The organism is Mycobacterium sp., from assembly GCF_040509115.1.
In the GTDB taxonomy this organism is placed as follows: domain Bacteria; phylum Actinomycetota; class Actinomycetes; order Mycobacteriales; family Mycobacteriaceae; genus Mycobacterium.
The window spans coordinates 40,845-59,962 of sequence record NZ_JBEVLO010000552.1; the positions used below are offsets into that span (position 1 = coordinate 40,845).

Genomic DNA, 19,118 nt, shown 5'->3' on the forward strand with positions numbered 1-19,118 from the left:
CGTAACTTCACGGTGCGGGTTCGTGCCCCGATCGGCCGCTGGTCCGTCGTTCGGACTTCATCTCCGCCTCGAACACGTGCCGCTCGCCGCCCTGGAGCTCGTCGCGGACTCGGCGGTCGTGCTCCCGGAACCGCGTCCAGTAGCCGTCGTCGAATTCCTCGACGACCTGAAACGTCCAGCGGCCGTACAGCACGTTGCGCCCGACGAGATCGGTCTCCAGACGATCGGCGACGGCCGCGTGGCCAGCGGTCCGCAGTTCGTCGCAAGCGTCCCCGAGCGTCAGATCGGCGTGCCCCATCAGCTGGTGGAAGGAGTACAGATGGCCGCGGGCCCGCTCGACGAACTCCAGCGCCTCCGAGACCTTGCCGACCGCCCGTACCGTGCCGTCGTCGACGCCTGGCGGACGTCGGTCGAGGCCATCGCCGGGACCTTCGCCGGGACCTTCGCCGGGACCGTCGCCGGGACCTTCGCGGGGACCACCGCCGGGACCGTCGCTGACCATCCGGTGGTGATACCCCGACCGCGACCGCCCCACACCGACCGCGACTGACGTCGACTCCGACCCGCTACCCGCCGAGAACGTATACGTGGTCCGGCGTGACGATCTTGGTGATGGCCGTCGCCAGCGCCGTGCTCGGCTCACCGCCGTTGGCAGGGATGTCGGTGTTCGTCATCAACACCAGCGTCATCTGCCTCTCCGCCAGGTGCACCACGACCGTCTGGTAGCCGGGCAGGCTGCCGTTGTGTCCCACCCAACCGCCAAGGTCGAACAGTCCGACCCCGTACCCGTCCTGCGGCGGAAGCCCCGGCGCGCCGACCGTCTCAAGCCGCTGCTTCTGCGTCTCGGGCGAAAGCAACCGGCCCCCGGCCAGTGCCTCGGCCCAGGTGCGCATGTCCTCCAGGTTCGAGGTCATCGCGCCTGCCGCCCACCCCCAGCTGGGATTCCAGTCCGTGGCGACCACCTCCCTGCCGTCCTCACCCTGGGTGTAACCCTGAGCGTGCGGCTCGGGGAATGCGTTGTCGTCGGGAAAGGCGGTGTTGGTCAACTTGAGTGGGGCCAGGATGTGGTCGCTGACGTAGGCCGACAGCGGCTGGCCGCTGAGCTTCTCCACCACCAACCCCAATAGGACGGTGTTCGAGTTGCAGTACTGGAAGCCCTCGCCAGGGGCGAATACGGCAGGCTCGGCGAATGCGATGTCGAGCACCTCGCGGGGAGTGAAGGCACGGTGCGGGTCGGCGTACAGCTCCCTCGCGAAGGATTCGGTGTCGCTGTAGTTGGGCAGCCCGCTCTGCATCCTGGCGAGTTGCCGCAGGGTGATCTCTTGCCCGTTGGGGACGCCGTCGACGTAGGTGGCGATCGGATCGTCCAACTTGGCCTTGCCCTGGTCGACGAGCTGCAGCACCGCGGTGACGGTGAACGTCTTTGTGACGCTGCCGATCCGGTGGTAGAAGTCGACTTGCATCGGAGCGCCCGTCGCCTTGTCGGCGACACCGAACGCGCGGACGTACTGCCCGTCGGGGCCCCACAGTCCGACGATCGCGCCGGGCACCTTGACCGCCGTCATGGTCTCGGTGATCGCCGCGTCCAGTCGCTCTGCGACGGCGGCGTCGAGATCTCGTGCGGGCGCGGTGGTCGTCGTGGCGGGGGCGGCGGTGCCCGGCGAGGCGGACGTTGACGCGGAGGAGGCGGCCCGTTCGTCGCTGCAGCCGACGATCGACAGGGTCACCGCGGATACGAACGCCAACGCCCGCCATGGCAGTCGAGCCGTCATGGTGATCCCATCGGGAGAGTTTGGTGAATTGGTCCACAGATTAGCGGGGTGCCGTGCCGCCAGAGCCGAATTGGCGTTAACTGTCACGGGTGACCGACTGGAGCGGGCGCGACTACGCCGAAGTCAGTGGGCTACAGCGCGCCATGATCACCGAAGCCGTCTCGGCGCTGCAGTTCGCGCCCTCGGAGTGGGTCCTCGACATAGGTTGCGGTGACGGCTTTCTCACCCACGAGATCGCCGATCTGGTGCCCGGCGGCGGCGCCGTCGGAGCCGATGCCTCACCGCGGATGATCTCGGCGGCAGGCACCTCGCCGGGCGTTACCGGCCCGAGGTTCGTCGTCGCCGATGCTCGCGCCTTGCCCTTCACCGGGTGCTTCGACGCGGCGGTGTCGTTCAATGCCTTGCACTGGGTTCCCGAGCAGGGCCAGGCCCTCGCGCAGATCGCAGAAGTGCTCAAGCCCGGTGGGCGCGCGCTACTCCAGATGGTGTGCGCTGGCCCGCGGGAGAGCCTGGAGTCCGTCGCCATGCGCGTGTGCCGAAGCCCAACCTGGGCAACGTGGTTCGAGGGTTTCGCGGCGCCGTTCACCCACCCCGACCCGGACGCCTACCGACAATCGGCGGCCTCGGCGGGGCTAAGGTGCACCCATTCGACCGTCACCGACCGCGAGTGGGACTTCGGTTCGCGCGAGGCGTTCCAACGGTGGTGCGGCGTCGGCTCGACCGCCTGGACGGACCGGTTGCCCACCGACCTGCGCGAGAAGTTCGTCGCCGACGAGGTCGACGCCTACCAGCCGATTGCGGGTCGCCCGGGCCTGTTCCGGTTCACCCAGATGAGAGTGGAGTTGATCCGGTGAAGATCCGATTCGGCGTTGGCCTCGGCGCGGGGCCGGAGAGCAGCCCGATGGCTCTGCCGGTGCTGGTCGACCGGCTCGAGTCCGCGGGCATCGATTCGCTGTGGTTCTCCGAGTTGGTCTACACCGATGCCGTTGACCCGTTCGTCGGCATGGCCTACGCCCTGTCCAGGACCACGAACCTCAAGGTTGGGACGTCGGTGGTGATCCTGCCGGGTCGCCACCCCGTCTTGGTCGCCAAGCAACTGGCGTCGCTGGCGGCGCTGGCGCCCAAGCGCGTGCTGCCCGTCTTCGGCCTGCGCTCCGCGATCCCCGCCGAACGCGATCTGTTCACCGTGCCCGATGGCAAGCGGGCCGCCGTGTTCGACGAAGCACTGCGCCTGCTGAGGGTGGCGCTGAGCTCCGAAGACGCTGACTTCTCCGGCGATTACTTCGCCGCGACGTCCATCGCCGTCGGACCGCGCCTCGCCAAGCCGCTCGACATCTGGCTGGGGGGCTCGGCGCCCGCGGCCTTCCGTCGGATCGGCCGACTCGCCGACGGTTGGTTGGGCAGCTTCCTGACCGCTGACGAGGCCCGCCGCGGACGCGAGGCCATCGAGGCCGCGGCCGCCGAAGCGGGTCGCGCCGTCGAACCCGACCACTACGGCATCAACATCGCGGTCGGCGAGGACGGAGTCGCCGACGACGTGCTGGCCGCCATCCGCGCCCGCAGGCCCGACGTCGACCCGACCGAGCTCGTCGCCGACGGATGGCCGCGGCTGCACCAGCTGATCGACGGTTATTTGGCCGCCGGGTTGACCAAGTTCGTCATTCGCCCCGCAGGCACCGACGACGTTGACCGGTTCATCGACCGCTTCGCCGCAGAACTGCTGCCCCGCGAGAATTGACCCGATGGAATCCGGGCGCCACCCGAGTCCATCCCGGGGAGGACGTTCGACCCGAAACGGGAGGTTTCTGATGGCTGGTTCCGATGACTGGTTCCGATGAATGAGGTGATCGTGGCGGGCCACCTCGTCGTAGCACCCGCCGAGCGCGACGACTACTTGGCTGGGTGCGTCGCCGTCGTGAGGCAGGCCCGCGCCGCAGCGGGCTGCCTCGACTTCACCATCTCGGCGGATCTTCTTGACGACGGTCGGATCAACGTGTTCGAGCGCTGGGAGTCTCAGCTGGCCGTCGAGACGTTCCGCGGCGACGGCCCGAGTGACGATCAGGGCGCGGCCATGTTGTCGGCGGCGATGGCCGAGTACGACGTCGGCGCAGTGCGGTCCTTGACCGGCTGAGCAGCCGAACGACTCGGCGCGCCCCCCGCTCAGCAAACGGACTTAGAGCACCGGACGGCGCCTCTACGGCGTCCGCTGGGGAAGCATCGGGCGGTTGCGGCATCGCGCGGGGGAGGATCGGGGACACGCCGAATCGGGCTGGCAACCGATTGGCTCACGGCTTCACGCGTCGGGTAGTCTGCTAAAAATTGCGCGAAGGTACGGGGGAGGCTCCCCAGCAGAGCGGAGCCTCGAGACGCAACGACACCGGATACCAAAGGCTGTGACTTGCCAGAGACAACGAGCGACAACGGGGGCCTCAACACGGGGCTGAAGCCGCACTTCGAGGACGTGCAGGCACACTACGACCTGTCAGACGACTTCTTCCGTCTGTTCCTGGATCCCACCCAGACCTACAGTTGCGCCTACTTCGAGCGCGACGACATGACTCTGGAAGAGGCGCAGATCGCCAAGATCGACCTCTCCCTCGGCAAGCTGGACCTCGAGCCGGGAATGACCCTCCTCGACATCGGCTGCGGGTGGGGCGCCACCGTGAACCGTGCGCTCGAGCGTTACGACGTCAACGTCACCGGGCTCACTCTCAGCAAGAACCAGCAGGCGTACGTCCAGCAGTTGCTCGCGAAGTCGGACAGCCCGCGCAGCAAGCAGGTGCTCCTCGAGGGTTGGGAGCAGTTCGGCGAGCCCGTCGACCGCATCGTGTCGATCGGCGCGTTCGAGCACTTCGGTAGCGACCGGTACGACGACTTCTTCAAGATGGCCTACACCGCGCTGCCCGATGACGGAGTGATGCTGCTGCACACCATCATCAAACCCAGCGACGCCGAATTCGCCGAACGCGGGCTGCCGCTGACCATGACGAAGCTGAAGTTCTTCAAGTTCATCATGGACGAGATCTTCCCCGGCGGCATGCTGCCGAAGGTGGAGGACGTCGAGAAGCACGCCACCAAGGCGGGATTCGAGATCACCCGCATCCAGCCGCTTCGCCTGCACTACGCGCGCACCCTGGAGATCTGGGCCACTGCCCTTGAGGCACGCAGGGACGAAGCCATCGCCATCCAGTCGCAAGAGGTCTACGACCGCTACATGCGGTACCTGACGGGGTGCGCGGAGCTGTTCACCGAGGGCTACACCGACATCTGCCAGTTCACCCTCAAGAAGGGCTGAACGCCCGTCAGGCAGGGGGTCGCCGCCCCGGCGGACCCATGGTCGCACCCGCGGCGTCGCGTCGACGCGCCGCCATCCCCGCCAGCGCTTCGAACACCACACGGTGCGCCGCGTTCACGGTGAGCTCGGCGTGGTCGTAGGCGGGTGACACCTCCACCACGTCGACGCCTGCCACCTCGTGCTCGTAGCAGAGTTGACGCACCATCCTGAGAAGGTCGACGCTGGTGATGCCGCCCGGCTCGGGAGTACCGGTACCCGGTGCGTGCGCTGGGTCCAGCACGTCGATGTCGACGGACAAATAGAGCTTGTCGGCCTTGGCCAGCGCCTCGCCGACCGCGTCGGCCATGACGGCCTTGAAGCCGCGTTCCCAGATCTCCTGCATGGTGTGCCACACCATGCCCTGCTCCTGCATCCACTCGAACGTGTCCTGCGGCGGCCAGTAGCCACGCAATCCGACCTGGACGAAGTGGGTGCCGGGCACGGCGCCCGACTCGATGAGGCGCCGCATCGGCGTGCCGTGGCTGGCGAGATTGCCGTCGATGATGTCGGCCGTGTCGGCGTGCGCGTCGAAGTGCACGATGCCGACGTTGCCGTAGCCGTGCACGTCGGCCACCGCGGTCGCCGCAGGCCAGGTGATGGAGTGGTCACCGCCGAGGACGACGGGGACGATGCCACGGGAGGCGACGGCCGCGACCCGCTCCTTGATGTTCTGGTGCGCCACCTCGGTCTGTCCGTGCGGGCACCAGGCGTCGCCGAAGTCCACGACCTCGAGCCACTCGAAGATCTCCAGACCCAAGTCCATGTGATAGGTGCCTGGCTCGTAGGCGGTGGCACGGATCGCCCTCGGGCCGAACCGCGCGCCCGGCCTGTTGGTCGTCCCGACGTCGAACGGAGCGCCGACGATCGCAACGTCGGGGCGCCACGACTCGAGTTGCTCGGTCTCGGTGAGGAACGGACGGTGCCCAAACGTCGCCAGCCCGGAGTGCGGCAGATCCAACTGCTCGGCCATCCCCGGTGGAAGTTCGCGACGCGGTGCCTGGTCCCCAGCCGATTGGACGTGGTCGTGACTCATGGGCTGACAGTACCTTTCTCGATACCGCCACCTACGGCGCTTCGGCCTTGACCCGCAACAGAAGTCAGCGCCTCGCGGAGTCGGTCCGGAATGGCGCGCTTCGCCCAATCTTCGGTCGACACCACCACGTAGACGTTGTGGCCACGCACCGCCACGACGCCGTCGTCACCGGCTCCGCGGATCACCTCGAACCGCAGGGCGAAGCTCGTCGTGCCTGTCGACTCACACCACGTGGCGATGCGGACCGTGTCACGCCAGCGCACTGGCGCGAGATAGTCGAGTTCGGCATGAACCACCTGCACGTCCACGCCCCACGCCGTGAACTCGGTGAACGGTAGGCCGAGATGGTCGAGGTAGGCGGTGCACGCCTCGTCGAGCCACGTCAGGAAGTGGGCGTTGAAGATCACGCCCTGCTGGTCGACTTCGGCGTAGCGCGGCACGATCGGCAGCGAGAACGGTTCGGTCACACCGCACACCTTGCAGCGTCCCCACCGTCGGGGCAATGCGGCAATGGAAGAATCGACGGCCGGGGGCAACTACTCACGGCAAGGCGCAGGTAATGCAATTGATCACCATCGACGACGTCCGCGCGGCCGCCGCCCGGATCCGCGGTTCCGTCGTACGGACCCCGCTGATCCCCGCGCCGTGGGGCGATCCCGATCGACCACTGTTCCTCAAACCCGAGAATCTGCAGGCGATCGGCGCGTTCAAGGTACGCGGCGCGTTCAACGCCATCGGGCGACTCGACGACGCGACCCGCGCCAGGGGCGTCGTCGCGTACTCGAGCGGTAACCACGCCCAGGCGGTCGCCTACGCGGCGGCGAAGTTCGGCGTGCCATCGCACATCGTCATGCCGGAGGAGACGCCGAGGGTCAAGATCGACGCGACCCGCCATCTTGGTGCCGAGGTGGTGCTGTGCGGAGCGGGTCAACGCGAGAAGGTCGCCGACGAAGTCGTGGCCAGCACCGGCGGGGTGCTGATCCCGCCGTTCGACCATCCTGACGTCATCGCCGGACAGGGCACCGTCGGACTGGAGATCGTCGAGGATCTGCCCGACGTCGCCAACGTGATCGTCCCGGTGAGCGGGGGAGGGCTGGCGTCGGGCATCGGCACCGCGGTCAAGGCGCTCGCCCCCGGGGCCGCCGTCATCGGCGTCGAGCCGGAGCTCGCCGCGGACACGGCCGAGAGTCTCAATGCGGGGCACCGCGTCGACTGGTCGATCGACGACCGCAACCGCACCATCGCCGACGGGCTGCGCTCGCAGCCGTCAGAGCTCACCTTCGCGCACCTGCAACACGTCCTGGACGGTCTGATTACGGTGTCGGAGAACGATATTCGCGTAGCGGTTCGCGAGACTGCGCTGCGCGCCCACCTCGTCGTCGAGCCAAGCGGCGCCGTGGCACTGGCGGCCTACCGAAGCCGCCAGACGCCCGCGGGCCCCACCGTGCTGATTCTGTCCGGCGGCAACGTCGAGCCAAGGCTCCTCGCCGAGATTCTCTCGGCCTGACCGTTTCTGCCCCCGGCTCACCAGGGGTGAATCAGAGGGGAGGACGCGACGCAGCGGCCCTCCGCCGAATGCGACCACGCGTCGAGCATGGCCGACGCCCTGAGCAGTCGGCGGCGTCCGACCCACCCACGCGTGCGTGGGTCCTCCTTCGACTGCGCCGCCGCATCTGTCCGGAGCCGCCCCGGCGCGCCCGACGACGGACGAACGGGTAGTGTCGCCCCGGAATGGTCGACCACGTTGGTGCTGCCCGTGTGAGGCCGCTTCGTGGGACAGGAGCTCGTGAGGCCGCACGGCCCGCGGGTCTGAAAGGGTATTTGTGGACGCCGTCCTCGGCTTGTCGATGACTCCGACATCCGTCGGCTTGGTCCTCGTCGAAGGACAGGACGCCGATGGCGCGACGATGGATCGCGACTCCTTCGCGGTTTCCGCCGGGTCGATCAAGACGTCCGCGCAGGCCACTGCGGCCGTCCTGCGCACCGAGGCGATGGCCGCCACCCGCGGGCTTCGACTGCACTCGATCGGCGTGACGTGGAGTGAGGACGCCGACGCCGAGGCCTCCATGCTGATGCGCTCGCTGTCGGAATCCGGCTTCGACAACGTGGTGGCGATCCGCATGCCGGAGGCCACCGAGGCCCTGGCCCGCGGGATCGCCGAGGTCCTCGGCTACGCGACGACCGCGGTGTGCGTCATCGAGCCGGATGCGGCGATCTCGTTGATCGTCAACACGAGCGACGGCGCAGTACAGACCGCGTTCAATCACACCGTCGACTCCGACGCCGCCCTCATCGCCTGGCTGAGCACCATCTTCACCAAGGCCGACTGGGAACCCGAGGCGCTGGTTCTCGTCGGCTCGGCCGGTGACTTCGAGCCGCTCATCCCCGCACTGGAGGATGCGCTGTCGGTGCCGGTGTTCGCGCCGGAGGAGGCCACCCTCGCGCTGGCCCGTGGGGCGGCGCTGGCGTCGGCGCAGAACGCCGACACGCCGCTCGACACCTTCGACCCCTTCGACGGGGCGGGCGGCGCCGCGGCCTCGGGCTCCGGCCTGCACCGTTGGGAGGCCGGACCTGCGCCCCGTCAGAGCGCGCTGGTGCGCGTCGGCCCCGCGGCCATGCTGGCCACCGGCCTCGTAACCTTCGTCGTCTCGGTGTCCATTGCGATCAGCCTTCAGCTGGCGCCCAGTCGGGAGACCCCGAGCCCGGTACCCGCCGTCGGTGCCGAGACACCCGGAGCGGTCCGGCCAGCCAGGCCGGTCATGCCGCCGCCCGTCGCGATCCCGCCGATCGTGCAGGAGGCGCTGCCCGAGGCTCCGCCTGCCGAGGCCACTCCACCCGAGGCTCTGCCCCCGGTCTATGAAGAGGCGCCCGCGCCGATCGCCGACATCCCCGCCGAGGCACCGTCGGTGGGTGAGGTGCCCGCCGCGCCGGAGATCCCCGCTGCCGATCCCGCGCCGGTCGATCCCGCGCTCGCACCGCCCGTCGTCGATGCGCCCGTGGAGGGCGCCCCGCCGCCGTCCGTCTACACCCCGTCGCCGGTGTACCAATCACCCCCGCCAGTCGAGACGAAGAAGCCGGGCATCCTGACGCGGATCAAGGAAAAGCTGACGCCCGGGCCCGGCTAGCTTGGATATACGTGCCTTGAACCCAACCCCGTCCCCCGTGCGAACCGGACGCGCGACGCTACGCCTCGTCATCCGCGTCGCGATCGTCGCGTCCGTCGTAGTGGCGCTGCTAGTGGTGGAGTTCAGCTCGAGGTCGGGCGTGGCGTGGCGGTTGATCACCTTCACCTATCAGGCCAATATCCTGGCCGCCGCCTACTACGCATGGACCCTGGTATCGCCGCGGGCCGATCGGCGCACCGGACTGCGCGGGGCGGTCGTCCTGTACGTCGTCGTCGCGGGCGCGATCTGGAACCTACTGCTCACTGGCCGCAGCATGGGCTATACGCCCGCCAATTTCCTCCTTCACGTGGTGGTGCCGGTGCTCGCCATCGCCGACTGGCTGCTGATCCGGCGGGGTGCGGGCACCGCCAAGTGGTGGCCGTTCGCGTGGCTCGCCTACCCCGCCACCTATGCCGCCGTTGCGGTGGTCGTGTTGAACCGTGCGGGCCGTCGCGCCCCGTACTACTTCCTGGATCCCGGCAGTGTCGGAGGCGCCGCCGTCGCCATCAACGTCGGTTTGCTTGGCGCAGGATTCTTGGCTCTTGGGTACTTGCTGCTCGCAGTGGCGCGCCCGACCTCGGCTAACGTTTAGCTCGTCGCGACCGATCTAGCATGTAGCCAAGGTCGGACTTCGAAGGGTGGACTCTTGCGTAAGAACGTGCGACATGCATTGTCGGTGGCGGCAATCGCGACCCTTCTACTCACCGGCTCGGTGGCGCCCGGGCTCGCCGCCGCGCCTACGTCGATCCCCGTCGCGAACATCTCGCCGGCGCCCGGCCAGGTCGTCGGCGTCGCCATGCCGGTGACGGTGACCTTCGCTCAGCCCGTCACCGACCGCGCCGCGGCGGAGCAGTCGGTCCACTTCACGGCACCCGCCTCGCCGAAGGGCAGCTTCGAGTGGATCGGCAACGACGTACTGCGGTTCGACCCGAGTGACTACTGGCCCGCCCATTCGGTGATCGCGCTGTCGGTGGGGAGCTTCAAGGCCAACTTCCAGACCGGTTCGGCCGTGGTCGGCGTCGCGGATCTGGACGCCCACACCTTCACGGTGAGCATCGACGGCCAGGTGGTCCGCGACATGCCCGCCTCGATGGGCAAGCCACGGCACACCACCCCGATCGGTTCGTTCACCGCGCTGGAGAAGCAGTCGCCGGTGGTGATGGATTCACGCACCATCGGCATCCCGCTCAGTGATCCCGAGGGCTACAAGCTCACGGTTTACGACGCCGTCCGGGTGACTTGGGGCGGTGTCTACGTGCACGGGGCACCGTGGTCGGTGGGGTCGCAGGGCTATGCCAACGTCAGCCATGGCTGCATCAATCTGAGCCCGGACAACGCGGCCTGGTACTACGACCAGGTCAGCATCGGTGACCCGATCATCGTCCAGGCGTGACGGCGTGCAGGTTCTTCGCGGTCGGTGAGGCTGGCACGTCGGCGGCGTCCGGGTAGGTGCCGAGGATGCGGTCGGCGGTTCCCGTGCTTGTCACCGTGAACCAGTAGTGCTCGTTCTTGAAGTGATGCTGCCGGTGGTTGCGCCAGATCGCGCGGTAGACAGCCGTTTTCGGCTTGTAGTCGCTGTGGATCAGGTAGTGACACCATTCGTAGCAGAGGCCGAGCACGCCGAGGAACGCCAGATACGTCAGCCCGAGGCCGGGCCGCGGGAAGGCGAACACCGCGATCGAGACGGCGACCGGCAGCACCCACAGCAGTGCGCGCCATGGGATGAAGATCAGCGCAATCTGGCGCGGGTCGACGTGGTGCTCTCGGTGCTTGCGCGCCAGCAGCGGATCGACGGTGAGCGAACCCACCCGGCGGGGCCGCCAGTGCAGGATGAAGACGTGGACCAGCCACTCGAAGAAGGGGAACAGGGCCACCATCACGACGGGTACCAGCGCGTCGGTGAGCTGCCAGTCCCCGACGACGATCCTCGCAGTCAGCGCGGCGCCGAGCGTCGCGCCAATCATCCACGGGGACGGGTGTTTCGCGAACTCCCTCGCCGCGTCGGCGAGCGAGAAGTTGCGTCGGCCGGTGCGCGTGGTCAAGAGCCCACCTCCAGTTCGTCGAGTGCCGTGAGCAGTGCCACGGTCGCCGGCTCGAGGAGGTCGCGGGCGGCGCGTTCGGCGGCGTCGGGATCAGCGTCGCGGATCGCCTTGGCGATGCGTCGGTAGGCGTCGGGCCTGCCCACCTCGGCAGCCATCATGGCTGCCAGTGCGGGGAGAGCGGGCTCGTAGGTGGCGCGAAGTGTGTTGTACATCAACCGAAACGCGATCGAGTCTGCGCCGTCGACGACGTGATCCCAGAAGGTGAGTGCGTGGCGTTGCCGCTCGACGGGGTCGGCCTCGGCGGCGAGCGCAGCGATGGAGTCGTCGAGCAGCGTTGGCATGTCGGGTGGTCGGCGGATGGCAGCCAGCTGGGCGATCTTGGGACCGTTGTGCAGGCGCGTCTCGAGGATGCTGCGCACGACGGTGACGTCGACCTCGCCGGCCCGGATCAATAGGCGGGGGAGCAGATCGAGGCCGGCGTGGCGGCGGAAGTCGCGGACGGTGGTGGCGTCGCCTTGGCGGACCTCGACGAGACCGGTCTCGGTCAGGCGCTTGATGGCCTCGCGGACCGCGGGCCTTGACACGCCGAGCACCTCGGCGAGGCGCCGCTCGCTGGGCAGCGCCTCCCCGGGCCGCATCTCGCCGCTGAGTACTTCGGCGACGATCTGCTCGAAGACGTCTTCGGGTACGGACCGTCGATTGACGGGTTGCAGGGCCATCTGCCCACCTTGGCAGGCAGATGGCCAGAGGTCAAGTGGTAATACCAGTGGGTCTAGCTAGCTCGGGATACCGGTGTATTCGGGGTTCGGCGGCACCGACAGAGCGATGCCGATTCGATTGGTGGCCCCGATGAACGCGGCGATCGAGATGCCCTCCAGGATCTCGTGGTCGGTGAGTCCGAGCTCGCGCAACGCGTTGACGTCGGCATCCCGAATGGACTGCGGGTCGCTGTTCACGGCGATCGCGAGATCGGCAAGCGCGCGCTCCCGATCCGTGAGTTCGGCGACCTGATGGTGATCGATCGCTACGCGCTGCCCGAAGGACCAGTCGCCGGCGACCTTGCCCAGCTTGTTGGCGTGGTTGGTGTGGCAGTAGGAGCACCGGTTCTCGCCGGACACGACGGTGGCGATGACCTCGCGTTCACGGGCGGTCAGGCCCCCGCGACCGTCGGTGCCGAGAAGGGGCAGCAGGTAGGCGTTGAGGCGCTCCAGATCGCCCTCGTTCAGGGACAGCGCGCGAAACCAATTGGAGGTCAGGCCTTCTTCACGCTGCTGGCGGCTGAAGAAGCCCTTGACGCCCGGGTTGCTCAGTTCGTCGAGCTCGGGCACCTCCAGGCGTGAGATGCGGTTCGGGGTCAGGGGAGTGGCGCTGGGTGAGGGAGCATCGGCGGTCGTGGTCATGCTTCGACGATGCGACCTCCTGCGGCACTTGAGAAGGTTTGTGCCAGTGCAGATCGAAAGTCGTCGTGGCCTACCGCACGAACCGCAACGCCGCGGCCGTCGAGTCGTCGGCGGGCAGGAACGCCTCGATGCTCAGTTCGGCGGCGGTGAGGTCCAGTGCGGTGCCGAACGTCGTCACGGTGCTCAGGAACGTCAGCTCCGTGCCGTCGGGTCTGGCCAGCCGCAGCGGCACCACGACGCCGCCGAGATCGTGCCCTGGGTCGAATCCTCCTGGATAGGCTTCGATCTCGGCGAGCAGCTCGGTCAGCGGCTCGGAGGCGCTGACGGACACCTCCCGGCGAAGTCGACCGATGACGTGGTGCCTCCACTGCGCAAGGTTGCGGATTTGGGGCGCCAGCCCGTCGGGGTGCAACGAGATGCGAAGTGCGTTCGGCGATTCCAGGAGATGGGGGGCGACGCCCTGCATCAGCATCGCGGCCCCGGCGTTGGCGGCGACGATGGTCCAGCCCCTGTCGACGGCCAGACACGGATACGGCTCGTAGGCCTTCAACACCCGTTCGAGTCCGGCGCGGACCGCAGCCATGTCCGGGTCGGCGAGCGACCGCTCCGCGTACACCGGCGCGAGGCCCGCGGCCAGCAGGAGTTGATTCTGCTCGCGCAGCGGCACGTCGAGCACGGAGGCGAGCCGCAGCACCATCGCCCGGCTGGGCGCCGACCGTCCGGTCTCCATGAAGCTGACGTGGCGAGACGACACGTCGGCCTCGATCGCCAGATCCAGCTGACTGAGCCTGCGCCGCTGCCGCCACTGACGCATCAACGTGCCGAACGGCGGACCCTGTGCCGGAGCCGTGATCACGAACCCCAGTCTGACCGACGACGTCTCGGTGATCCACTACGTCGGAGGTAATTGTCAGCGTTACCCGGCCGGGCGCACCCTGGAGGCGAACGGTCCGCAGAGAGGAGCCGACATGCCATCCCGACGAGACGTCCACGTGCACCCGACGATTCCTCGTTGGCTGCGCTTCGTGATGGCATCCGACCGCGCAGGATCGTCCTGGTACGTCGGCCTCGGCTTCTTCTTCGCCCCAGCACTCGCCGTCGTGTCACCTTGGCAGCCCGTCACCACCGTGCTGTGGGTGGTGATTGCGCTGGCCGGGCTGTGGCTCGGCGTGCTCGGCATCGCCATGGCAGCCGGACTGTCGATCGTGCTGCGATCGGGCGCTGAGATTCCCGAGGATTACTGGCGGTCGATCATCGACTACGGAGAATCACCCAAAACCGTTGCGTCGCAAGCCATTTAGTTGCGCCGCAACCCATTTGGCTTCACTGCCTCTTGGTGGCCCCCGTGTAGTCGACCTGCCAGTGCTTGATGCCGTTGAGCCAGCCCGACCGCAACCGCTCGGGCTTGGCCACCGACACGAGATCAGGCATCGCGTCGGCGATCGCGTTGAACATCAGGTCGATGGTCATGCGAGCCAAGTTGGTGCCGATGCAGTAATGCGCCCCGGTACCGCCGAACCCGACGTGTGGATTGGGGTCGCGCAGGATGTTGAACGTGTACGGATCGTCGAACACGTCCTCGTCGAAGTTGGCGGAGCGGTACATCATCACCACCCGCTGACCCTTCTTGATGTGAACGCCTGCGAGTTCGGTGTCCTCCAGCGCCGTGCGCTGGAACGAGGTGACGGGGGTGGCCCACCGGACGATCTCGTCGGCGGCCGTGCCGGGCCGCTCCCTCTTGAACAGCTCCCATTGGTCGGGGAAGTCGGTGAAGGCCATCATGCCCTGCGTGATGGAGTTGCGGGTGGTCTCGTTGCCCGCCACCGCAAGGAGGATGACGAAGAAGCCGAGCTCGTCGTCGGAGAGCTTGGCGCCCTCGACGTCGGCCTGCACGAGCTTGGTGACGAGGTCCTCGCCAGGTGTGTTGGCCCGCTCGGCCGCCAACTGCATGCCATAGGTGATCAGGTCGACCGATGCACTGATCGCGTCGTTGCCTGCGAACTCGGGGTCCATGTCGCCGACCATCTGATTGGACCAGTGGAACAACTTCATCCGGTCCTCCTGTGGGACGCCCATCAACCCGGCGATCGCCTGCAGGGGGAGTTCGCAGGACACCTGCTCGACGAAGTCACCCGTCCCCTCGGCGGCGGCCGTCTTGGCGATCTGACGGGCGCGCTCGGCCAGGTCGTCTCGCAGGCGCTCCACCGCCCGCGGCGTGAACGCCCGCGACACGATCTTGCGTAGGTGGGTGTGGTGGGGCGCGTCCATGTTGAGGAGGACGAACTTGCCGGTGTCGAGCTGTGCCTGAACGGTGCCGTCCTGGTAGCGCGGGAGCGCGGTCTTCTCCAGGCTGGAGAAGACGTCGCTGCGCCGCGACACCTCCTTGACGTCCTTGTGCTTGGTCACCACCCAGAACCCGCCGTCGCCGAATCCTCCGACGCCCTCGGGCTGCTCGTTCCACCAGATCGGCGCCACCTTGCGCATCTCGGCGAGCTCGTCGACGGGCAGTCGTTCGGCGTAGATGTCCGGATCGGTGAAGTCGAACCCGGCGGGGAGATTCGGGGTCCGCGCGCTATCCAGCATAGATGAGCTCCTCGAAAAACGATGTGTTCTAGTGCGGTAAGGCATTGCTACACCACTGATCGGGGCGTCGCGGTGGGTTCCGCAAACTCGCAAGTAGAACGTGTTCCCGTGAATCATTAGACCTTCATTAATGCTCTTCGAGGGATTGCCTTGTAACGAAGTAGGCGCGATTCTGGACAGACCCACTAGCAACATCAGTCCCTAAGGCCACAGGGAAAGGGGTCAGCCTTGAAGTCGACGAAAACGGTGTCGGTGACCGCAGCGCTCGCGAGCGGTACGGCAGGGGTCTTCCTTGCCCTGATGGCTTCGGCCGGGCCTGCCGCAGCAGACCCGGGCGCTCCCATTCCGCCGCTGCCCGTGCCCGCTCCGGAAACCACGGTGCAGGCGTCGGGACCCGCCCCGGGCCCGCTGCCTGCCGTAGCGCCCGTGCCCGCCGTCGTGCCACTGCCTGGCGATCCCGCCGCACTGCCGCCGGACGCCGCGCCTGCGCCAGCAGCGCCACCCGCTGAGGTCCCGCACCTCGCCAGCCCGGATGCCCTGCCGCCGGGCTCGACGATGGACCCGAGCGTGATGGCGGGCGAGTCGCCGAACGTCAGCTACCTGAAGGATCTGTGGCACGCCGTCCAGAACCAGGAGATCAGCGGTAAGGAAGCGCTCTTGCTCGGGGTGGCTCAGCGCGGCATGAACACGCCGTACCCGAATCAGGCGCCCGGCCCCAACGTCCCGCTCTCCCCGGTGGACCCCGCGCTGGCGCCGGCCGATCCCGCGCTGGCTCCGCCGCCTCCTGCCCCCGCGCCTGCACCACCTGCTCCGGTACTGCCGTGGCTGCCACCGCCGGCGGCCGCCCCGGCCACTCCGGCTCCCTAGGGGTCAGGGGTCAGGGGATCCGTCCGACGCCGCCACGGGCGATGCGCAAGATCCGGTACTAGAGCGCAGGCTCCACCCGCGCGGGCACGTGCTTGTGCCAAGGTGTGCCGGCGTACGCATCCCGCCACTCCGACGAGGTCAAGGTGTTCGGGGCGACGCCCGGTGTCGTCGAGGACCCGTCGGCCTCGACATGGTCCACGCCGTAGCCGTTTGGCAGTGACACGTGCCCGGACAACATCGCGTCGGTGATCTCGACCGTGGCCTCGGCGGTCCCAGCCGCAGTGGTGATCCTGGCGCGCCCACCGTCGGAGAGTCCGATGACGGTCGCGTCCTGCGGGCTGATCCGAAGCGCGCCGTCCACGTCACGCTTGCGCCAACTCGGGTCGCGCAGAATGTCGTTCGCGGTATAGGCGCGGCGTTCCCCAGCGGACAGAACCATCGGGAACTCGGCGCTGGTCAGCGTGGTCGGAGCGGATCTCAGGGCGCGGACGTCGTCGAGCATCTCGGGCATCTCGACGGCGATCTTGCGGTCCGGATGGGTGATCAGCGCGAAGTCGTCGGCGTACTCGTGGACGGTGAAGGTGATGCCCGACCGACTGGACAGAATCGCCTCGAACAACGCATTGCCGTCGGCGTGACCCGCGCGCTCGACGGCCTCCGGGTAGGCCATGGCCGTCTTCTGCGCGAGACCCCACAGCGCCGCAGCACCCGCGAGCCCCTCGGGAAGTGCCGGGCCCAGCGTCTCGTACAGGACGAACGGTAGGACCCGGCCCAGGCGAGGGTTGGCGCCGATGGCGACCAAGAACGCTTGCGCGTAGGCGTCCAACCCCACGGCGGCAGCCCTGCGCAGCGGCGCCAGTTCAGCCTCGTCGACCACGCCGAGGGCCCGCACCAACCTGGCCCAGATCTCGGGTTCCGGCAATGTTCCTGGCAGCGGCTCGAGCACCGGGTGCCGTAGGTGAAAGGTGTTGCGCGGGAACTCCAGATTGAAGAACGTCGCCTCTGGCTTCTCGAACTGACTCGCTGCGGGCAGCACGTAGTGGGCGAGCCGAGCCGTCTCGGTCATGGCGACGTCGATCACGACCAGGAGTTCCAACGATTCGAGCGCCGCGCGGACGGCACCCGAGTCGGCGACGGAGTGCGCGGGGTTGCTGCTCTCCACGATCATCGCCCGGAAGCGAGCGGGGTGATCGGTCAGAATCTCCTGCGGCACGACGTTGCTCGGCACCAGGCCCGCGATGATGGGGGCACCGGTCACGGGCGTGTGTCCGACGCCGCCCACGCCGAAGAGCGGTGCGAGCGACGAATGTAGATGCTGCCCACCACGTTTGGCAAAGTTTCCGGTGAGAATCCAGAGCAGCTTGTTCAGATACGAGCAAAGCGTACTGTTGGGCGCCTGCTGGATGCCGAGGTCCTCGAAGACCGACACACTGGCGGCCGAGGCGATCCGGCGCGCCGCGGCCCTCAAGAGCCGTTCGTCGACACCACACGTGCTCGCATACTCGCCAATCGGCACCTCGGCCAGCACCCCGCGCACCGCGTCGGCGCCGGTGACGTGGTCGGCCAGGAAGGTCTCGTCGCACAACTCCTCCTGCACCAACACCGCGGCCAACGCCGCCAGGCACCACGCGTCGCTGCCCGGGCGCACCCGCAGGTGGAAGTCCGCCAGTTTGGCGGTGTCGGTGACGACGGGGTCGATCACGATCATCGAGCGCGTCGGGTCCTTGGCAATCTCGTTGAGCACCACGCGTGCTCGCGGAAAGCTCTGCGACATCCATGGATTCTTGCCGACGAACACGGACACCTCGGCGTGCTCGAACTCGCCGCGGGTGTGCCCGCCGTAGAAGTGTGCGTCGACCCAGTGCTCGCCGGTCTTCTCCTGCGCCAGCGCATTCGACCGGTACCGGGAACCGATCGCCTTGAGGAATGCTCCGCTGTACGCACCACCTAGATGATTGCCCTGCCCGCCGCCGCCGTAGTAGAAGATCTTGTCTCCGCCATGCTCGTCGCGGATCCGCGAGAAGCCGTCGGCGATCTCGACGATCGCGGTGTCCCAGTCGATCTCCTCATACGAACCGTCGGGGCGGCGCCGCAGAGGGGAGGTCAGCCGGTTGCGGCTGTTCTGGTAGTGGTCAAGCCGGAGCGCCTTGTTGCAGGTGTAGCCGTGTGACGCCGGATGCTCCCTGTCGCCACGAATCTTGACCAGGCGTCGGTCGTCGACTTGCACCACCACGCCGCAGTTGCACTCGCAGAGGATGCAAGCGGTCGACTTCCATTCACCGGTCATCCTCTAGCTCCCCGTCTCGGCTTGGACAAGCGCTCGCAATTGGCGATGGGCGGAATCAAGCGGCCCGACGCCACGGGTGGCCCTGGCGATGACGATCGCCCCCTCGATGGCGGAGGCGATGAACTCGGCAAGCTCTCGCGCACGGGGTTCGGCAATGCCGTCGTCGACGAGCCGGCCAGCGATCAACTCCAGCCAGCGGGTGAACGCCGCACCGGCCCGTTCGAGCACCGCCGCGTTCTCGTCCTTGGCTGGATCACCAGCCTCGACGGCGACGGCCACCACTGGACAACCGGCGCGGAAGTCGGTCTTGGTCAGCTGCTTGCGGAAGCCAGCGACGATGGCGTCCAGGACGTCCAGACCCGTTGCCGCAGAACGTATCCGGTCGGCGACGTGGTCGCTTGCCAGGTCGACGGCCTCGCATAGGAGTTGGGTGCGCCCGCCAGGGAAGTAGTGATAGGCCGAACCGCGCGGGGCCCCGCTGTGCTCGAGAACGTCGGAGATCGCCGTCGAGTGGGCCCCCCTCTCGCGGATCAGCACTGCGGCAGAGGCGACCATCCGGTCACGGGGGCTGGGCACCTGGTCGCATCCCTTCACGGTCCGACTTATGTAGAGAAGCATACATAAGTCGCGACCGTG

General features: G+C 67.9%; 21 protein-coding genes. 10 read left to right on the forward strand and 11 right to left on the reverse strand.

Going from position 1 to position 19,118, the window contains the following annotated elements:
* Window positions 1-7: 7 nt before the first annotated feature.
* The gene (locus ABW137_RS36865) at window positions 8-502 is read right to left on the reverse strand and encodes a hypothetical protein (RefSeq protein WP_526408103.1); all 495 of its coding nucleotides are present in this window, start codon (window positions 500-502) and stop codon (window positions 8-10) included.
* A 64-nt stretch (window positions 503-566) separates the two neighbouring features.
* Window positions 567-1,772, reverse strand: coding sequence for a serine hydrolase domain-containing protein (locus ABW137_RS36870; protein WP_526408105.1), 1,206 nt, complete (start codon window positions 1,770-1,772; stop codon window positions 567-569).
* Between the two features lie 89 nt (window positions 1,773-1,861).
* On the opposite strand from ABW137_RS36870, the gene ABW137_RS36875 reads away from it, so the two are divergent.
* From ABW137_RS36875 to ABW137_RS36890, 4 genes are all read left to right on the forward strand, one after another.
* Complete coding sequence (locus ABW137_RS36875; RefSeq protein WP_526408107.1) at window positions 1,862-2,626, forward strand: class I SAM-dependent methyltransferase; 765 nt, start codon at window positions 1,862-1,864, stop codon at window positions 2,624-2,626.
* Window positions 2,623-3,510 carry a TIGR03854 family LLM class F420-dependent oxidoreductase gene (locus ABW137_RS36880; protein ID WP_526408109.1) on the forward strand — a complete coding sequence of 296 codons (888 nt, stop codon included), beginning with the start codon at window positions 2,623-2,625 and terminating at the stop codon, window positions 3,508-3,510. Before ABW137_RS36875 ends, ABW137_RS36880 begins: the two co-directional genes overlap by 4 nt.
* A 96-nt stretch (window positions 3,511-3,606) precedes the next feature.
* Window positions 3,607-3,903, forward strand: a complete 297-nt coding sequence (locus ABW137_RS36885) for a putative quinol monooxygenase (RefSeq protein ID WP_526408111.1) — start codon at window positions 3,607-3,609, stop codon at window positions 3,901-3,903.
* 267 nt (window positions 3,904-4,170) lie between these two features.
* Window positions 4,171-5,067, forward strand: coding sequence for a cyclopropane mycolic acid synthase family methyltransferase (locus ABW137_RS36890; protein WP_526408113.1), 897 nt, complete (start codon window positions 4,171-4,173; stop codon window positions 5,065-5,067).
* Between the two features lie 7 nt (window positions 5,068-5,074).
* Here the strand turns inward: ABW137_RS36890 and speB are convergent, their stop codons facing one another.
* Window positions 5,075-6,076 carry an agmatinase gene (gene speB, locus ABW137_RS36895; RefSeq protein ID WP_526408142.1) on the reverse strand — a complete coding sequence of 334 codons (1,002 nt, stop codon included), beginning with the start codon at window positions 6,074-6,076 and terminating at the stop codon, window positions 5,075-5,077.
* Window positions 6,077-6,135: 59 nt separating this feature from the next.
* Window positions 6,136-6,606, reverse strand: a complete 471-nt coding sequence (locus ABW137_RS36900; protein ID WP_526408115.1) for an acyl-CoA thioesterase — start codon at window positions 6,604-6,606, stop codon at window positions 6,136-6,138.
* 92 nt (window positions 6,607-6,698) lie between these two features.
* Between ABW137_RS36900 and ABW137_RS36905 the strand changes: the two genes are divergently transcribed.
* From ABW137_RS36905 to ABW137_RS36920, 4 genes are all read left to right on the forward strand, one after another.
* Window positions 6,699-7,646, forward strand: a complete 948-nt coding sequence (locus tag ABW137_RS36905) for a threonine ammonia-lyase (protein WP_526408117.1) — start codon at window positions 6,699-6,701, stop codon at window positions 7,644-7,646.
* Between the two features lie 316 nt (window positions 7,647-7,962).
* Window positions 7,963-9,264, forward strand: a complete 1,302-nt coding sequence (locus ABW137_RS36910; protein ID WP_526408119.1) for a DUF7159 family protein — start codon at window positions 7,963-7,965, stop codon at window positions 9,262-9,264.
* Window positions 9,265-9,301: 37 nt separating this feature from the next.
* On the forward strand, window positions 9,302-9,895 hold the full coding sequence (locus ABW137_RS36915; protein WP_526408121.1) for a Pr6Pr family membrane protein: 594 nt from the start codon (window positions 9,302-9,304) through the stop codon (window positions 9,893-9,895).
* 66 nt (window positions 9,896-9,961) lie between these two features.
* Window positions 9,962-10,696 carry a L,D-transpeptidase gene (locus tag ABW137_RS36920; RefSeq protein WP_526408123.1) on the forward strand — a complete coding sequence of 245 codons (735 nt, stop codon included), beginning with the start codon at window positions 9,962-9,964 and terminating at the stop codon, window positions 10,694-10,696.
* Here ABW137_RS36920 and ABW137_RS36925 read toward each other — a convergent pair.
* From ABW137_RS36925 to ABW137_RS36940, 4 genes are all read right to left on the reverse strand, one after another.
* Window positions 10,680-11,345, reverse strand: coding sequence for a sterol desaturase family protein (locus ABW137_RS36925; protein ID WP_526408125.1), 666 nt, complete (start codon window positions 11,343-11,345; stop codon window positions 10,680-10,682). The two genes, ABW137_RS36920 and ABW137_RS36925, sit on opposite strands and share 17 nt — an antisense overlap.
* On the reverse strand, window positions 11,342-12,064 hold the full coding sequence (locus ABW137_RS36930; protein WP_526408127.1) for a FadR/GntR family transcriptional regulator: 723 nt from the start codon (window positions 12,062-12,064) through the stop codon (window positions 11,342-11,344). The genes ABW137_RS36925 and ABW137_RS36930 overlap by 4 nt, the downstream gene beginning before the upstream one ends.
* 57 nt (window positions 12,065-12,121) lie before the next feature.
* Window positions 12,122-12,745, reverse strand: coding sequence for a peroxidase-related enzyme (locus ABW137_RS36935; protein WP_526408129.1), 624 nt, complete (start codon window positions 12,743-12,745; stop codon window positions 12,122-12,124).
* 70 nt (window positions 12,746-12,815) lie between these two features.
* Window positions 12,816-13,559, reverse strand: coding sequence for a helix-turn-helix transcriptional regulator (locus ABW137_RS36940; RefSeq protein ID WP_526408144.1), 744 nt, complete (start codon window positions 13,557-13,559; stop codon window positions 12,816-12,818).
* Between the two features lie 154 nt (window positions 13,560-13,713).
* On the opposite strand from ABW137_RS36940, the gene ABW137_RS36945 reads away from it, so the two are divergent.
* On the forward strand, window positions 13,714-14,046 hold the full coding sequence (locus ABW137_RS36945) for a hypothetical protein (protein WP_526408131.1): 333 nt from the start codon (window positions 13,714-13,716) through the stop codon (window positions 14,044-14,046).
* 22 nt (window positions 14,047-14,068) lie between these two features.
* Here the strand turns inward: ABW137_RS36945 and ABW137_RS36950 are convergent, their stop codons facing one another.
* Entirely contained in the window at window positions 14,069-15,328 is a 1,260-nt protein-coding gene (locus tag ABW137_RS36950; protein ID WP_526408133.1) for a cytochrome P450, read from the reverse strand.
* A gap of 228 nt (window positions 15,329-15,556) precedes the next feature.
* On the opposite strand from ABW137_RS36950, the gene ABW137_RS36955 reads away from it, so the two are divergent.
* Window positions 15,557-16,195, forward strand: coding sequence for a hypothetical protein (locus ABW137_RS36955; RefSeq protein WP_526408135.1), 639 nt, complete (start codon window positions 15,557-15,559; stop codon window positions 16,193-16,195).
* A gap of 58 nt (window positions 16,196-16,253) precedes the next feature.
* On the opposite strand, the gene ABW137_RS36960 is transcribed toward ABW137_RS36955, so the two are convergent.
* Both ABW137_RS36960 and ABW137_RS36965 read right to left on the reverse strand, forming a co-directional pair.
* Window positions 16,254-18,482, reverse strand: a complete 2,229-nt coding sequence (locus ABW137_RS36960; RefSeq protein ID WP_526408136.1) for a molybdopterin-dependent oxidoreductase — start codon at window positions 18,480-18,482, stop codon at window positions 16,254-16,256.
* 3 nt (window positions 18,483-18,485) lie between these two features.
* Window positions 18,486-19,058, reverse strand: coding sequence for a TetR/AcrR family transcriptional regulator (locus ABW137_RS36965; RefSeq protein WP_526408138.1), 573 nt, complete (start codon window positions 19,056-19,058; stop codon window positions 18,486-18,488).
* Window positions 19,059-19,118 lie beyond the last annotated feature (60 nt).

What these genes read in the sequence shown, in the direction of transcription:
- ABW137_RS36865 (WP_526408103.1), bottom strand. Translation starts at nt 502, where the DNA reads ATGGTCAGCGACGGTCCCGGCGGTGGTCCCCGCGAAGGTCCCGGCGAC.
- ABW137_RS36945 (WP_526408131.1), top strand. Translation starts at nt 13,714, where the DNA reads ATGCCATCCCGACGAGACGTCCACGTGCACCCGACGATTCCTCGTTGG.
- ABW137_RS36930 (WP_526408127.1), bottom strand. Translation starts at nt 12,064, where the DNA reads ATGGCCCTGCAACCCGTCAATCGACGGTCCGTACCCGAAGACGTCTTC.
- ABW137_RS36885 (WP_526408111.1), top strand. Translation starts at nt 3,607, where the DNA reads ATGAATGAGGTGATCGTGGCGGGCCACCTCGTCGTAGCACCCGCCGAG.
- ABW137_RS36935 (WP_526408129.1), bottom strand. Translation starts at nt 12,745, where the DNA reads ATGACCACGACCGCCGATGCTCCCTCACCCAGCGCCACTCCCCTGACC.
- ABW137_RS36960 (WP_526408136.1), bottom strand. Translation starts at nt 18,482, where the DNA reads ATGACCGGTGAATGGAAGTCGACCGCTTGCATCCTCTGCGAGTGCAAC.
- speB (WP_526408142.1), bottom strand. Translation starts at nt 6,076, where the DNA reads ATGGCCGAGCAGTTGGATCTGCCGCACTCCGGGCTGGCGACGTTTGGG.
- ABW137_RS36870 (WP_526408105.1), bottom strand. Translation starts at nt 1,772, where the DNA reads ATGACGGCTCGACTGCCATGGCGGGCGTTGGCGTTCGTATCCGCGGTG.
- ABW137_RS36950 (WP_526408133.1), bottom strand. Translation starts at nt 15,328, where the DNA reads ATGCTGGATAGCGCGCGGACCCCGAATCTCCCCGCCGGGTTCGACTTC.
- ABW137_RS36905 (WP_526408117.1), top strand. Translation starts at nt 6,699, where the DNA reads ATGCAATTGATCACCATCGACGACGTCCGCGCGGCCGCCGCCCGGATC.
- ABW137_RS36940 (WP_526408144.1), bottom strand. Translation starts at nt 13,559, where the DNA reads ATGCGTCAGTGGCGGCAGCGGCGCAGGCTCAGTCAGCTGGATCTGGCG.